Annotated in this window: 16 protein-coding genes, 1 pseudogene and 1 other annotated feature (1 of these 18 running past the window's edge); of the genes and pseudogenes, 12 read left to right on the forward strand and 5 right to left on the reverse strand. The window is 34.3% G+C overall.

Going from position 1 to position 15,482, the window contains the following annotated elements; genetic code table 11:
* Positions 1-37, forward strand: a binding site (T-box leader) (it extends 177 nt beyond the left edge of the window).
* 56 nt (positions 38-93) lie between these two features.
* Positions 94-1,065, forward strand: a complete 972-nt coding sequence (locus AB1279_RS10995; RefSeq protein WP_429761359.1) for a tryptophan--tRNA ligase — start codon at positions 94-96, stop codon at positions 1,063-1,065.
* A 211-nt stretch (positions 1,066-1,276) separates the two neighbouring features.
* On the opposite strand, the gene AB1279_RS11000 is transcribed toward AB1279_RS10995, so the two are convergent.
* From AB1279_RS11000 to AB1279_RS11010, 3 genes are all read right to left on the reverse strand, one after another.
* The gene (locus AB1279_RS11000; protein ID WP_429758757.1) at positions 1,277-1,567 is read right to left on the reverse strand and encodes a hypothetical protein; all 291 of its coding nucleotides are present in this window, start codon (positions 1,565-1,567) and stop codon (positions 1,277-1,279) included.
* Between the two features lie 132 nt (positions 1,568-1,699).
* Positions 1,700-2,149 (reverse strand): NUDIX hydrolase, encoded by a 450-nt coding sequence (locus AB1279_RS11005; protein WP_429749193.1) that lies wholly within the window; start codon positions 2,147-2,149, stop codon positions 1,700-1,702.
* A gap of 148 nt (positions 2,150-2,297) precedes the next feature.
* Entirely contained in the window at positions 2,298-3,137 is an 840-nt protein-coding gene (locus AB1279_RS11010; protein ID WP_429758758.1) for a DUF2785 domain-containing protein, read from the reverse strand.
* A gap of 508 nt (positions 3,138-3,645) precedes the next feature.
* Here AB1279_RS11010 and AB1279_RS11015 point away from each other — a divergent pair.
* From AB1279_RS11015 to AB1279_RS11055, 9 genes and pseudogenes are all read left to right on the forward strand, one after another.
* Positions 3,646-4,257, forward strand: coding sequence for a GNAT family N-acetyltransferase (locus AB1279_RS11015; RefSeq protein WP_429758759.1), 612 nt, complete (start codon positions 3,646-3,648; stop codon positions 4,255-4,257).
* 130 nt (positions 4,258-4,387) lie between these two features.
* A complete protein-coding gene (locus tag AB1279_RS11020) occupies positions 4,388-5,227 on the forward strand; it encodes a hypothetical protein (RefSeq protein WP_429758761.1) in 840 nt (279 codons plus the stop codon).
* A pseudogene (locus AB1279_RS11025) lies at positions 5,224-5,382 on the forward strand (tyrosine-protein phosphatase); the annotation flags it as partial. The gene AB1279_RS11020 and the pseudogene AB1279_RS11025, both read left to right, overlap by 4 nt.
* A 173-nt stretch (positions 5,383-5,555) precedes the next feature.
* Positions 5,556-5,861 carry a hypothetical protein gene (locus tag AB1279_RS11030; RefSeq protein ID WP_429758762.1) on the forward strand — a complete coding sequence of 102 codons (306 nt, stop codon included), beginning with the start codon at positions 5,556-5,558 and terminating at the stop codon, positions 5,859-5,861.
* Positions 5,862-5,899: 38 nt separating this feature from the next.
* Entirely contained in the window at positions 5,900-6,094 is a 195-nt protein-coding gene (locus AB1279_RS11035) for a hypothetical protein (RefSeq protein WP_429758763.1), read from the forward strand.
* Between the two features lie 243 nt (positions 6,095-6,337).
* Positions 6,338-7,063, forward strand: coding sequence for an ABC transporter ATP-binding protein (locus AB1279_RS11040; RefSeq protein WP_429749207.1), 726 nt, complete (start codon positions 6,338-6,340; stop codon positions 7,061-7,063).
* Positions 7,056-8,711: a putative ABC transporter permease subunit gene (locus AB1279_RS11045; protein WP_429758764.1), complete on the forward strand. Its 1,656-nt coding sequence runs from the start codon at positions 7,056-7,058 to the stop codon at positions 8,709-8,711. The genes AB1279_RS11040 and AB1279_RS11045 overlap by 8 nt, the downstream gene beginning before the upstream one ends.
* A 56-nt stretch (positions 8,712-8,767) precedes the next feature.
* Positions 8,768-9,532 (forward strand): SDR family oxidoreductase, encoded by a 765-nt coding sequence (locus AB1279_RS11050; protein WP_429758765.1) that lies wholly within the window; start codon positions 8,768-8,770, stop codon positions 9,530-9,532.
* 238 nt (positions 9,533-9,770) lie between these two features.
* Positions 9,771-10,379 (forward strand): hypothetical protein, encoded by a 609-nt coding sequence (locus tag AB1279_RS11055; protein ID WP_429758766.1) that lies wholly within the window; start codon positions 9,771-9,773, stop codon positions 10,377-10,379.
* Positions 10,380-10,605: 226 nt separating this feature from the next.
* Here AB1279_RS11055 and AB1279_RS11060 read toward each other — a convergent pair whose 3' ends face one another.
* Both AB1279_RS11060 and ybaK read right to left on the reverse strand, forming a co-directional pair.
* Positions 10,606-11,904 (reverse strand): histidine--tRNA ligase, encoded by a 1,299-nt coding sequence (locus AB1279_RS11060; RefSeq protein ID WP_429758767.1) that lies wholly within the window; start codon positions 11,902-11,904, stop codon positions 10,606-10,608.
* A gap of 344 nt (positions 11,905-12,248) precedes the next feature.
* Positions 12,249-12,722 carry a Cys-tRNA(Pro) deacylase gene (ybaK, locus tag AB1279_RS11065; protein ID WP_429758768.1) on the reverse strand — a complete coding sequence of 158 codons (474 nt, stop codon included), beginning with the start codon at positions 12,720-12,722 and terminating at the stop codon, positions 12,249-12,251.
* Between the two features lie 121 nt (positions 12,723-12,843).
* On the opposite strand from ybaK, the gene rraA reads away from it, so the two are divergent.
* Together rraA and AB1279_RS11075 are read left to right on the forward strand one after the other, a co-directional pair.
* Positions 12,844-13,329: a ribonuclease E activity regulator RraA gene (rraA, locus tag AB1279_RS11070; protein WP_429758769.1), complete on the forward strand. Its 486-nt coding sequence runs from the start codon at positions 12,844-12,846 to the stop codon at positions 13,327-13,329.
* A gap of 463 nt (positions 13,330-13,792) precedes the next feature.
* On the forward strand, positions 13,793-15,445 hold the full coding sequence (locus AB1279_RS11075; RefSeq protein WP_429758770.1) for a DUF4430 domain-containing protein: 1,653 nt from the start codon (positions 13,793-13,795) through the stop codon (positions 15,443-15,445).
* The last annotated feature ends 37 nt before the right edge of the window (positions 15,446-15,482 follow it).

Consider the following 15,482-nt stretch of genomic DNA (forward strand, 5'->3'; position numbering starts at 1 on the left):
AATAAAGGTGGTACCGCGGGAGTCCCTCGTCCTTTTTAGGATTGAGGGACTTTTTTGCGTGATAAAGGAGGAGTAGTTGTGAATAAAAGTGTTATGTTAACAGGAATTAAACCAACTGGACATCCGCATCTTGGAAATTATATTGGAGCAATTAAACCAGCCTTACAGCTTTCTAAACAGAGAGAAGGAGAGGCATTATATTTTATTGCTGATTATCATGCATTAAATGCAGTGCAAGATCCAATGAAATTTCGTGAATATACGAAGGAAGTAGCAGCAACATGGTTATCATTAGGCTTAGATGAGCATGTAATTTTTTATCGTCAATCAGATGTACCGGAAATTTTAGAATTGTATTGGATTTTAGCTTGTCTTACTCCAAAAGGTTTAATGAACCGAGCTCATGCTTACAAGGCAAAGGTTGATCAAAATATAGAAGCAGGGATAGATGCAGATACTGGTGTAAACATGGGATTATATACGTATCCAATTTTAATGGCTGCTGATATTTTATTATTTCAATCAAACTACGTTCCAGTTGGAAAAGATCAAATTCAACATGTAGAAATTGCAAGAGATATCGCAACGTATTTTAATAACGCATTCGGTGAAAGTTTTGTATTGCCAAAGTATATCATTCAAGAAGAAGGGGCAATTGTACCAGGTCTTGACGGACGGAAAATGAGTAAAAGCTATGGAAATGTTATTCCGCTATTTGAAGAGGCAGAAAAGTTGAAAAAGCTTATTTTCAAGATTAAAACGGATTCATCTTTACCAAGTGAACCGAAGGAACTTGAAACATTATTTATGTTGTATAAAGAGTTTGCGACAGCTGAGGAAGTTACAATTATGAAAGAACAATATGCAACAGGCATCGGCTGGGGGGATGTAAAAAAAGAGCTCCTTCGAGTTATTAATCGGGAGTTAGAGGAACCAAGAAAGAAATATGAAATGTATATGAGCGAACCGCAGTTGCTTCAAGAAGCACTCAAAAAAGGAGCAGAACGTGCAAGGGAAATTGCTAAGAAGAATTTAATGGAAATAAAAAAACGGATTGGGTGTTAATGTGAATAGGAAAAGATTTCGTTCCTTTTGTCTTATTAAAAAATAGTTGTAGATTGAAAAGGTGTTTTCTGTACATGAAAGCACCTTTTGTTAACATAAAATCAAAGTATTGAAAAACCTTTAAAAATCTCTTCAGAAGAACTGAAGGGATTTTCCATTCACATAATTAGTGTTATCGGAAGTCAATGAGTATATTTTTTAAGTGATTTATTCAATAAAATTCATTCTTAAGTGGTCTCATAAATAAGTCATTTAATGTGTTTAAAGGATCCACTTTATGAATGATAATATCATTCAGTGACTCAATGATTGGGAGCTCTATTTTTGGGATATACATATTGTTTAGGAATTGCAAACTTGAAAGACCTTCAGCGAGATAATCAAACTGTTTATTTGTTACGAATGATTCTCCTAAAGTTCTATTATGACTGTGTTTTGAGAATATTGTTGCTTCATAATCCCCTATTACTTTCGTACTCAGGAAGGGGAATTCCTTTTGCATACTCTATACATATGAAGTTTACATAACATATCATTATACGTAGTAAACAAAGAGATTAATCCCATTTTTTACAGGGATTAAGTCTTTTTCTCTTTTGAGAGCTTTATATAAAAATATATACATACCTTTCATTTATATACTTATTAAAAAAGTGTCTAAAATTAATTTATGTAATGATCCTAAATTTGTAGGAAGATCATGAATAGGGAAGAATCGCAAATCTTTTGATTCATTGTGATCAATACGTAATGTTCCTTCAAAATCACGACAAATATATGTAGCGAGAACTCCATATACTTGATCTCCATTTGGGTAAACATTGAAGAATTCTTTCCCAGAAAAATTTTGAAATAGCTCTAAATGCTTAACAAGCAAACCTGTTTCTTCATAAACTTCTCGTTTAGCGGCTTCTTCTAGCGTCTCACCGCATTCAAGTGCACCGCCAATTATGCCCCAACAATTGAAATCACTGCGAAGCTGAAGGAGTACTTCATTGTTTTCGTTTAGTATAATTACATGTGAACCTATTAAAATGAGTGGACGATTTCCAACTAAGCTGCGCATTTCTTCAATATACCCCATATATACACCTTTTCCTTTGTTTATATTACATACGTGCAAATTGTAAGTATGTTTCGTAAGTAGTAAATCCTAACTTTTCTAAAATCGGAGCAGAATGACCTAATCTTGCCTGACATGTTGCTAAAATAATGCCTTTTTCCTTTGCATTTTAATAAAATGTTGGTAGTTCTTTTAACATCACCTCTGCTTGTGCTGTTATATAAGTAAATTGAAGATTATTTACTGTTCTAAAATATAAACTACGCAAGAAAGTTTTCACATTTGAACATAAATTGCAATATTCATTGATTGGGAGTCTCGATTTATATAGTGGCAGCAAGTTTAGTTTGACGCGAATTGTATCGAATAGCTGCTTTTGCGAGAAACCGAGAGATATCATAGAAAGAAGAGGGGTAATAATACGCTCATCCTCATCAAAATGATATACAATGGAATAAACGAATATTTTATTTAAAAGGCAATGTGTTAGTTCGTCATAATATTGTGCCGATAATTTTTGATTATGAATAAGGGCATCGAAAGCATCTGATGCATGAGCGATGCTATGTGCCCACCCGTAAGGTTGTATGTACCCTCGTAAATCAATTTCCTGATTCATATAGTCTACTAATTTTTCTTTTACGGTAATAATAGTTTCTTCTGTTAAAAAGTTTGTTCTATTATCTGCGCATAATATTAATGCAATTAATAATGTTGTAGAAGAACGTGTAAACACACTATTTGTGTTATCGGAAGTGATGCCATAAAACAAATAGTTTTCTTCTAAAGTTAGTATCAGTAATTTTTCTAACTGAGCTTCATGAAAATAATCACGTGAAATGAGATGAGAAAATGTAGAGTAAATCAGTTGATCACGTAAGTTACCGTCTAATGTTCCGATATGCTCTAGCATATGTAAGCTTAATTGATTTAAATCTATGTTTTGAGGTAGTAAATATCCGTTTTTTTGAATGGTTTCTAGTAATTGCTGCAACATAATGGTATTCAATGGTGCTCCCCCTCGTTATAGCTTTATCGATAAGACACTCTAGTGTCTATCCCGCATTAACGGACAGTAAGCTCCCACCTCAAGATTAAAAAGAGAAGAGGAAGATAGGTGGAAGATAACTGCTGGTATGTGCCCGACTAAGTGGGCTTTCCATTAGTCGTGGATGAAAAAACTACTGATAGAAGTTTCACTTTATAAAAGCCTAATTGTTCAGGTTAATCATTGATGAAGGGTGAAGAAATTTTTTATTAATGGAATTTTTACGTTATAAACATTAAATGTCTAATATTCTACATATTCATAAAAACTCCTGCTCATGCAATCGAAAATATGTTATTTTAAAAATTTTACAGAAAGAGGTTAAAGAATGAATCAATTGGTTAATATGGAACGAGATTTTAAAGTATTAGTAGGAGAACCGCATTATATTACAATTGAAGAAAATAATACAGTTTCTTATACAAAGGAATAAGTTACAGAGATTGTACAATATTGGATTGAAAAAGCAATGGGGAAAGAGGTTTTACATTTACATTTCGTTATTTCATCAAAAAGTCCAAATTATACACATTATGAAGAGGTGTTTCAGAGTTTACAATTTCAGCATCAAAAAAGTTGTGTTATGGTACTGAAAGATTTATCTGATGTTACAGATGTGGAAGTTCCGTTTACGCTGAAAACAATAGATGAAGTAGGAGAAGACATATTTAAAACAATTTGGCTGGAATCTATGCAATATTCTTTAAATACGAAAGAAACATTATCTATAGATCAATTATTATATGCTTTTCAAACAGAAATTGGCGGCAGATGGAATGAACATTGTTTAGTCGCTTTTCAAGAAGACGGCCCAGTAGGAGTTATTCTTCCACATATAGAGCCAGGTACGATAGAAGAAGGAAGATTGTTTTACCTTGGTATTGTTCCGAATATGCGCGGTAAACGATATGGTACAATGCTGCATGAAAAAGCACTGTACATTTTAAAAGAAATAGGTGCTTCTTATTACATTGGTAGCACAGATGAGATGAACGATACTATGAAACGAGTGTTTTCAAACAACAACTGTATACAGTTAGGGAAGATAGAGAAATATACAAGGGTGATTGGACAAGGATAAGTAGAGCTCCCCTTCGAAGTATTAAAGAAATAAGGTGAAACTTCCGTGAGTGGAGAGGCTTCATCTCCCGCTCATGGAAAGTCCATCAAATCGAATCGGGCCTTTACGGGTTAAATCAAGGGGGAATTGTGTGTTAAAACAAACATTTAAAAGAATAATTCCGTTATATCCTGAATTGTTATTTCCAGATTGGCATATAGAACACATATCACAACGACAGGAGAGTGGAAAGTGGGAAACGCTTTGGTTTCAGGTGATAACACCTTCAGGAATGTTTCGTGTGAAACAGTTTTTTCTGGATATTATGGAACCGACTTTTCCTGATAGTTGTTTGTATCAAGGGCAGGGGGAGTGTTTTCGATATAACACACTAACATATTGGCGTGGTATAAATTATAAAGGAAACGATAGTTACGTCACTTCTAAGTGGAAAATGCAAATTGAAATTTCTATTGATGATGGAGTTATAGAACAACATCAGATGGAGGAATTTTTGTATGGATTACAACCATTTGAATTAGAGACAGCAAAACAACAAATAAAATTACCCTTTCATCGTTTGAGTTTTCAATCTCATAAAGAAGATGGCATGGGAGAAATTAACCGTTGTTCTATATGGTGTTCTCCAGAAGAAAAAGACTTTGTATCATTACCGCTTTTAGTACCATGTTCATGGGAGCTAGAGTCTGTTGGTTTTGGTAATCATGAAACACAGTATATATACTGGGATACAAAAGAGCGGCTATATGCGTTATGGGCATGTCGGCATACAAATTATAGCTATCGTCCTGTATCCTCATGGATCAGAAACTATAGTTCCCCGCAAAAGATTGGAAACTGTGAATACTATGTGCATCGCCAAAGAGGTACAGTTGTATATCAAGATTTTGGGGATGAACAAATTGCGTATGTATTTCGAGGGGCGCCGTGCACGTCCTTTACAAATATACAAGAAATCTTTTCTTTTTAAGTGCGATGTTTGAGCTTAGAGTGGAATATTTACAAGCAGCAGTTGATGAAATTAACAATGTGTATGGTTCTGTGGAGCAATATACTGAAAACGGGATTGGTTTTACGAAAGAACAGTTAGAAGCTTTACGTGATTTATTGTTAGAAGAAAGATAAGATATAAGGGAGAGGGTCTAAAAAGCGATGAAATCGATTTTTAGACCCTCTCTTTTTTATTCTACTAGTTTTCATGTAGTACAATTACAACTTTATATATATAAAAATACATATTACGCGTATTGGTTATTTATGGTAAAATTATTGTGAAAATTAAGAAATTAGGAGGGGTTATGGTAGCTACTTGGGGAAGAAGAGTTGGGTTATTATGTATACAGCTTTTACTTACTTGTATCGGTATGATTTTAATTAGTGCATTGCCAAGTTTATTTGTTGGTATGAAGATTCATATTCCATCATACATAGAAGAGATTCGTTTTCTTTGTAACAAATTGCTTCACTTTAGTAATCTTACATATGAAACAAAGAATATCTCGCGTCCATTGTTTCCGCAAATTATACTTCAGTATAAACAGACAGTTGTTATTTTATTAACCATCAAAATATTTACAAATATATCCGCGTTGTTAACACTATAAATAGTATAAAATCCGTAACTAAGGGAGGGGATAGGGACATGCTAAAATGGATATTAGTAATGTTAATAATAGTAGGATTAACGGTTATTGGAACGATAATGGTTGGGAAAAGTGAGCAAGAAGATTATGGGACTTCGACAAAAGGGAATATAGCGAGACTTTCTATCATTTATCTTTTTCTAGGGGTCATTTTGGTAGTTGGATTAGCTTTGTATATATTTTTTTATGGATAAAAAAATAAGGTGTAGTAGAAAAAGAAAGAGAGTGCAACATATTAGCACTCTCTTTCTTTTGTTATTGATTTTTTAGAAATAATTCACTTCGATTTTTATCATTTTTAATAAAGTATGTAAGTTGAAAATGATAAATCCTAAGATGTTAATCGTTAATGAATCTGAAAAGTTATAAAAATAAAAAAATATTATGTTATAATTAAGTTGTAGATTTTTGGTAAACAAAGGAAGGAATGGATATTAATGATTGAAATTATTAATGTATCAAAGAGTTATAATGGTAGTACATTTGCAGTAAAAGATATGAATTTAACAGTACCAAGCGGAGAAATATTTGGTTTTTTAGGCCCAAACGGTGCAGGGAAATCAACGACAATTAAGATGATAACGGGTATTCACTCCCTTGATAGCGGGACAATTTCTGTAAATGGAAAAGACATTACAAAAGAGCCGCTTGAAGCGAAAAAGTTATTTGGGTATGTTCCTGACAGTCCTGATATGTTTTTACGCTTAAAAGGGATTGAATATTTAAATTTTATGGCGGATATGTACGATGTTCCGAAAGACGTGCGCCAGGAAAAGATTCGAACACTAGCAGAGCGTTTTGATTTGTACAGTGCATTGTCTGACCAAATTCAAAGTTATTCACATGGAATGCGCCAAAAAATTATTATTATTGGAGTTCTTTTGCATGATCCAGATGTCTGGATTTTAGATGAGCCAATGACAGGATTGGATCCAAAGTCGGCATTTATATTAAAACAAATGATGCGTGAACACGCTGATAAAGGGAAAACGGTGTTCTTTTCAACACACGTGCTAGAAGTAGCTGAAAAATTATGTGATCAAGTTGCGATTATTAATAAAGGAACACTTCAATTTCAGGGGAATTTAGCAGAAATACGAGAGCACTTTGAATCTAATGAATCTCTTGAAAAAATGTTCTTGGAGATGACGGGAAATGAATAAAATTTGGATGTTAACAAAAATATTATTAAAAATGAATTATGCTGACATGTTAACCGATAAGAAGAAGCGTGTTGTATATTTACTTTCATTTTTTGGTCTTATGTGTGTTGGATTTCTGTTTATTGGTCCGCTTGCAAATGGAATGTACGTGGGATTAAAACAAGTTGGTCAAGAAAACTTACTTATTGGTATGGGGTTAGCTATCGCTAGTATATGGGTATTTGTAGTTAGTATTACGACAATTTTAACGGTATTTTATTATAGTGATGATGTTGAAATGTTATTACCATTACCACTTCAGCCAGCCCATATTATTACTGCGAAATTTATTACAGTTTTAATTACACAATATGTGATGGCTTCGTTTGTTTTATTTCCAGTCTTCATTGTGTATGGATTGCAAAGTGGTGCTTTTATTACATATTATGTTTACGTTTTAATTGTTTACATATTTTTCCCGATTATTCCGTTAGTTCTTGCTTCGCTTCTCATGACAGTCATTATGCGTTATACAAATATCGCAAAAAATAAAGATCGAAGCAACATGTTGATGGGCTTATTTACGTTGTTGATGGTTGTTGGCATCAATATATTTATGCAATGGAAGAATAGAAGTGCTGCGTCTGGACAAATGACTGCAGATTATTTTGCAAACAATCAATCTTCGTTTCTAGTAGAAATGACAAATTATTTTCCGACAACATATTTTGGTGCAATGGCGTTAATAGAAAGTACTTCGTGGAAAGGAATTTTATATTTACTTCTTTTCGCTATCATTTCATTGGCATTTTATGTATTGTTTTTCTATATTGCGGAGCGTACATATTTAAAAGGAGTTATTGGACTTTCGAATAGTACTGCAAAAAAAGAAGTGATTTCTTCTGAGAATTTTAATAAAGCTACTGTGCAAAATTCACATTGGAAAGCATATGTGAAAAAAGAGTTTCGTATCTTGATCCGCACGCCACAATTCTTTATTAACTGTATTGTGCAAACATTTGTTATGCCAATTATGTTTTTCTTTATTATTTTTGTGCAAGATGGCAACTTAGCTTGGTTAAATAAATTTGCAAAAGATAGTGAAACAGCGAGTCTTGCGCTTGGTCTTGCTTTTTGTGCAGGCATGTTTTTAATGGGATCAAACGTTATTGCCACAACATCTTTTTCAAGAGAAGGTCGCACTTGGTATATCAATCGCTATTTACCAGTCAAGGCAGAAGGGATTTTCTTTGCGAAAGTATTTACAGCTTGGCTCATTAATACCACTATTTTAGCTATCTTTGGTCTTGTGCTTATCTTTGTAGGCGGTGTGTCACCGGTATTTATCTTACTTTGGTTTTTGCTTTGTGCAAATGGGTTATGGTTAAACAATTTAATTGGCACACGCTGGGATGCGCAAACAGCTGATATTCATTGGGATACCGAACAAAAAATGTTTAAAGGTCGTTATACTACGCTTTGGAATTTTCTTGTTAATATATTATTAGTTGGTCTTACTGTAGGTGGAGTATGTGCGTTATTCTTCTTATTAGGAATTGGAATGTGGGGTATGTTTTTAAGTATCCTAGTTGTTTTTACTATTGTAAATGTTATTGTGTCTCGTAGTTTACAACTTGGTGCTGAACGCATTCTAGCAAATATTAAATAAATCGTAAATCCTCTGTTACTATACAGAGGATTTATTATGTGAGAGGAGAAGTCGCTATGAGAAAAATTGCAATTGTCACAGGTGCAACGCGGTTACATGGTATTGGAGCAGCTGTGTGCAAAGAATTGGCTCAGAAAGGGATAGATATCTTTTTTACTTATTGGCCTCGCTATGATAAAGCGATGTCTTGGGGAATGAAGAGGGATGAACCGTTTTTATTAAAAGAAGAAATTGAAAGTTTTGGTGTGCGTTGTGATATGACTGAGATTAATTTGGCACATTCTTATGCGCCGAACCGTTTGTTATATATGGTATCTGAACGTTTGGGAGAGCCGACAATTTTAGTAAATAACGCTACGTATTCTGTAAATACAAATTATGAGTCAATCGATGTGGAAAAGTTAGATTCACATTATACAGTGAATGTAAGAGCACCAATTTTATTAAGTTCACTATTTATAAAGCATTTTACAAAAGAAAAAGGCGGGAGAATTATTAACCTTACGTCTGGACAATCTTTAGGACCGATGCCAGATGAGCTTGCATATGCTGTAACAAAGGGGGCTATTGAAACATTTACAGCTTCAGTTGCACCTGCTGCTGCGAAAAAAGGGGTTACAGTAAATGCGGTTAATCCAGGACCAACGAATACAGGGTGGATGAATGAAGAAATGAAACAATATCTTGCAACAAGATTTCCGACAGGAAGGGTTGGAGAGCCGAAGGATGCAGCGCAGTTGATTGCTTTTTTAGCAAGTAAAGAAGCAGCGTGGGTGACGGGGCAGGTTATTCATTCGACGGGAGGATTTTATCCCGCATGAACGGGCAGTAAGACCCCACCTCAAGATAGAGAAAAAAGCGAAGAGGATAGGTGGGGGATAACTGCCCGTAAAAGCCCGATTGGTGAGGGCTAACCATCAGTGCGGGATGAAGAAAACCCCACTGATGAAGTTTCACTTTATTGAGAAACTTGTATTTTTAATTAATAATAAAAAGGAGTTTTTGGAAGTATATAGAAAACTATTTGGGAGGTGAAATTGTAATTTTAGGAGGCTTATTATGAATTTGAAAAAAATATCGATTGCTTCATTAGCAGTTGGAGCTATGCTCTCCATTACAGCTTGTGGTACCTCAACAGAGAAAGATCAAGCAAACCAAAGTAAAAAGGAACAAACAAACGCTCAGGAAGAAGCGAAAACAACAAGCGCAGAACAAAAAAATACGAGTAAAAATGAAGAGAAGGACTCAAAAACAACAAGTGCAGAACAAGCAACAAATGAGAAAACTGAAACGAAATCAACGAATACAGAACAAACGAAAAATGAGAAAAACGGAACAAAAGAAACAAAATCAACAAATGCAAAGCAAAATGCTAGTATGAAAAGTGGAGTAAAAGAAGTTGTACAGTTAATAGAAGAAGTGGACAAGCAATTGAAAGCAAATCCTAAGCAAGAAACTGTAAATAATTTAGGAAAGCAGCTGACTGATAAATGGGATGTAGTGGAGAAAGAAGTTGAAACAAAGCATGCATCCGATTATAAATCAATTGAGCTAAATTTATACCCACTAATTGTTGAAATGGGCAAACAGAAACAAGATTTAAAGAAAATAAAAACGTTAACTACGAAAACAAAGCAAGATTTAAATCAACTTTTGAATAAGCTTTAATTGGCAATGAAGGCGAAAATAAATCTTCTCTTATATATAATCCGTGTTATAAAAGGAGAAACGTAGCAGATTTGTACGTTTCTTCTTTTATTTTTAGTTAAGATTCGTTGTAAAATACATAATACAATTTTTTAATAAAGTATATGGGTGAAGTAGATATGGGATGGGTTTAACTAATAAGAAGCGGGGCGATTTTCACCCACTTCTTGTTCTCTAGAACTACTCGTTAACGATATAAAAATTGCTTTAAAGTTCCATTTTCAATACAAGCTAGCGGGATAGTTTGTTCAGTTCCTTCCTCCATATTTCGTAAAACAGCGACATTTGCATTTATTTCGTCTTCACCAATAATAAGCACATATGGAATATTTTCTTTGTTTGCATAGTTAAGAGCTCGTTTTAGTTTACGATCTGTGAGTTCAAGCTCTATTTTTAAATTCTCATTTGTTCGCAGTGTGTGTGCAATTTTTAAACATTCTGCTTGTGTTCCAAGTGGAATGATAAAGACATCGACAGAAGGGGATGCAAGTTCTTTTTGTAAGAGAGCCGTATATATGACATCTAAACCAAATGAAATTCCAACTGTTGGATAAGATTTATTATCGCCTCGAAATGCACCGATAATATGATCATAACGACCACCGCTGCCAATGCTAGAGGTAATACTGCCATCAGTTACAAAGATTTCATAAATCGTTCCTGTATACATTGTGAGACCTCTTGCAAGAAAAGGAGAAAATATTGTATTAGATTCAATTCCAAGTGCAATTAAGTATTGTTTAAGTTCTTGAAGTTCAGTAACTCCTTCCTTTACAAGTGAATTAGGGAATGCCTTTTCAAACTCAGAGAGCTGCATAGACATAAATGTGTCCAACGTTTTACATAATGTATCAATAGTTTCGCTTTGTATTCCCCGATTTATTAAATCATTTCTTACACGTTCAATACCGATTTTCTCAAATTTATCTACAGATAAAATAACACCTTGTATTTGTGATTTAGGTATCTGTATGGCTTGTAATATTCCTGTTAATAGCTTGCGGTTGTTATATTGAATGGTTACATCTAGGCGTAATTTTTTAAATATGTCGAGAGCCATTACCATTAATTCCGCTTCTGCTATAACGGATTCAACTCCAACAATATCTACATCGCACTGTATAAACTCTCGAAATCTTCCTTGTTTAATTGGGCCATTACGAAATACTTTTCCAATTTCATAACGTTTAAACGGAAGACGGATTTCTGGATTCATAGCTACAACTTTTGCGAAAGGAATTGTTAAATCGTAACGCAGTGCAAGTTCACGATCTCCTTGGTCACGCAGGGTATACATTTCCTTTAAAATTTCAGCACCTCCTCCATATTTATAAGCCATTAAATCGTACATATTCAAAATCGGAGTTTCTAATGGTTTACAGCCGTAAGCTTCAAATGTTTCTTCACAAGTTCGTTTAATTGTATTACGCAACACTTGTTCTTCTGGTAAATAGTCTTTTGTTCCTTTTACATTTTGTAGATTCATGTTTATTCCTCCTTTTGAAAATAAAAAAAGCTATGCAGGTATAAAAATACCCACATAGCTTTATAGTCGCTTCGTGGGTAACAGGAATAGCCCTGTACCCACGAAGAAAAAATTCTTCGGATACAAGGCGTTATGTATGATGATGAAGTTGGAAAGAAGTATTACGATTTAACATAAGCAATCTCTCCTTAAATTTTTTAATATCATACCAAATTTAGTTTGAATTATCAAATAATTTTTCATTTCACTGCTGTCAGGCAGTAAGCTTTTCACATGTGGAAGTTTCACCTTATAAAAAAATGTAGTAAGAGTAAAGAATCTGCCTCATGTATGAGACAGATTTTTTATGAAGTAATAGATGCAAGTGTGCCATTGCTTATTTTAATAAAGTCTGCACCATTAATAAAGATTTGCAAGCCTCTTTTCCCGGCGCTAATGCTAATTGGGTTTAAAATTGCAGCAGATTCGTCAATAAAGAGTGGATAATTTTTTTTCACGCCAAGAGGTGAAACACCGCCGCGTATGTATCCTGTTAATCCTAGTATTTCCTTCATTGGAACTATTTCTACTTTTTTGTTTTTACTTGCAGACGCTAATGCTTTTAAATTGAGTTCTTTATGTGAAGGTATACAAGCCATTATTACCCCAGTTTTATCTCCGCGAAGGACGAGGGTTTTGAAGACTTGTTCTAATTGTAAATCTACTTGTTTAGCAACATGTTTTGCATCTAAGTTTTCCTCATCCCACTCATATTCATGTATTGTATATGGAGTTTTATGCTTATCTAATAAACGACAAGCGTTTGTTTTAGTACTCATTCTACACACTTCCTTTTTTATTTCTTCTTTTTAGTATACAAAATTTCGCAAAATAAGACAGGGAAAATAAGAAAGGACAAGAATATGTAACATATATTTTGAAAAGAAAAGAGGGAAAAAGATGTGGAGAACGACTGATCTTTATGATGCATATGAAACTGAAGTGCAAGTATGTAAGCCTCTGTTTCAATCATACGGAAAGAAAAAGCAGTTTCACGGAAAAATTGCAACAGTGAAAGTAAAAGATGATAATGTACTTGTAAAACAAGCGCTAGAAACGTTACCTAAGGGTACAGTGTTAGTTGTGGACGGAGATGGCTCAACAAATTGTGCGCTGCTTGGTGATAATTTAGCAAACATTGCAAGGGAAAGAGAATTAGCAGGCATTATTGTATATGGCTGTGTTCGTGATTGTATAGAACTTAGTAAAATTGAACTCGGTATTCTAGCGATTGCAACAATGCCAAAACGTAGTGTGAAAGAAGGGAAAGGAGAGACAAATATTCCTGTTTCCTTTGGGGGAGTTTCTTGGATTCCAAGAGATTATGTCTATGTTGATGAAGATGGTGTGATTGTATGTAAAAAAGCGATTCATCATGAGTCATGATGTGAAGAAAAGGAAATTTGAATGTAAATAATGATAGAAATATTTTTAGATACAAATGTACATCAATATAAGACTTTAAAAAGGGAGTTCCAAGAATATTAGTATGCTTAAAAAGTAAATATGAGAAATGATAGACAAAAAAATATAAAAATAGTAAAATAGTACAGAATTTTGTAATATTGTGAATTATATAGGGTCATAGTATTTCACTATGTAAAAGAGGGATTTTGGCGGAATTTCTATATTATTTCGCTACTATAAATGAGAAGACTTTTTACATTTTTCATCGGAGGATGCAAAAAGTTATTGTTTCATAAGCTGGGTACCCTACCTATGCAAATGCAACAACCTACTGAGATAGAGGTGCTGTGCATCCATTGAACCCTTGTTTGAAGAGAGTTTATGCGCGCCCTTTGTGGGTATTTTTTTTATGCAATTTTTAGGAAAGGGAGGAATAAATAGTATGGCAAACATGAAAAAATGGTTATTCATGTCATTTATGACGATTGCATTCGTTTTCTCGTCATTTGCAAATACCGTACATATTGTCTTTGCTGAAGGTAAAACAGCAACGTTAGCAATTGTTGGGGATTCACAAAAAGGAATTATGCTATGTCCAAAAGAAGTTGCAATTCAAGACGGAGAAACGGCCTATAGTTTACTGCAAAAAGAAATGGGGAGTAAAGTAACGGCAGAAAACACGAAGTATGGCGTATACGTTAAAGGTATTGATGGATTAATGGCTGGTGAAACGAGCGGCTGGTCTTATGAAGTGAATAACAAATCTCCGATGGTTGGGGCAGATAGCTATAAACTAGAAGCTGGAGATGTTGTAGCTTATCGTTTTGTTTTAGACTGGAACAATATGAGTCAGCAAACTTTGCAGCAAGTGTTAGATGAGCTTGGTACATGTAAGAAACAGCCTGATACAAACAAACCAGGTACAGACAAACCTGATACACCAAAACCACAGGAACCTACAAAAGGTGATCTAACGAAGCAAGTTGATGAAGCAATTGTAAAAACTGCACAAAAGATGATGAAAGATGGTATAGATAGTGACTGGGTAGTGATTAGTCTAGCTCAGTCAGGTCAAGAGGTTTCTAAAGAGATAAAATCAAACTATTTAAAATCATTAGCAGAGCGTATTAAAGAGAAAGAAAACAGCTTTTCTTCCACTGAGTTAGCACGTACAATTTTAGCAGTTTCAGCAGTAGAAGGTGATCCAACAAATATTGCTGGTAATAACTTAATTTCAAAATTATATAACTTTGAGAAAATAGATTCTATTACAGGGTATACTTTTAGTCTACTTGCATTAGATACAAAAAAATATGACGTGCCAGCTGACGCGAAATGGAACCGCGATACATTAGTAAATGCAATTTTAAAATCACAGCATACAGATGGCGGATGGGCGTATATGGGGAAATTAGAGGAACCAAGTGATGCTGATGTAACTGGCATGGTTTTCTCAGCATTAGCACCATATCAAGATCAAGCGACAGTAAAGCAAGCATTAGAAAAAGCGAAGCAATATTTAGCGAGTACACAGACAGATAAAGGTGGATTTACATCCGGTGGTGTAGAAAATGCTAACAGTGTAGCAGAAGTTGTTCTTGGACTTGCAGCAGCTGACATAGATCCAACAAGTACTACATATACAAAAAATAATCATAATACGGTTCAAAATTTACTATCTTATCAACTAGAGAATGGTGGATTTAAATGGTTGCCAACTGATACTGAAGAAGATAGTATGGCAACTGAGCAAGCGATGTTAGCGCTTGTTCAGTATAAGAACTATTTAAATGGTAAAGGTTCTATTTTCGATTGGACAAAAGCTTCAACACCAACTAATGAAGGGAATAACTCAACGGAAGAGCCGAAACAACCAACTAGTAATAATCAATCTGTAACAGAGGAGCAGCAAAAACAAGCGGATAAACAGCCTGTTGTGACCGCAGAAGATCAAGTTGTACAAAAGGAAGCGAAAGTAGAAAAACATAGTTTACCAGAAACAGGTATGTCTGGATTAAATACTGCTATGCCAGCTGCATTTGGCGTACTGTGCATTGGCGCTGCATATGTAATCTGGAGAAGAAAAGCAGCTTGACGAAATTAGGAGCAAATATTTGCTCCTAATTTTATTA

The organism is Bacillus sp. S14(2024) (assembly GCF_050473785.1).
In the GTDB taxonomy this organism is placed as follows: domain Bacteria; phylum Bacillota; class Bacilli; order Bacillales; family Bacillaceae_G; genus Bacillus_A; species Bacillus_A yunxiaonensis.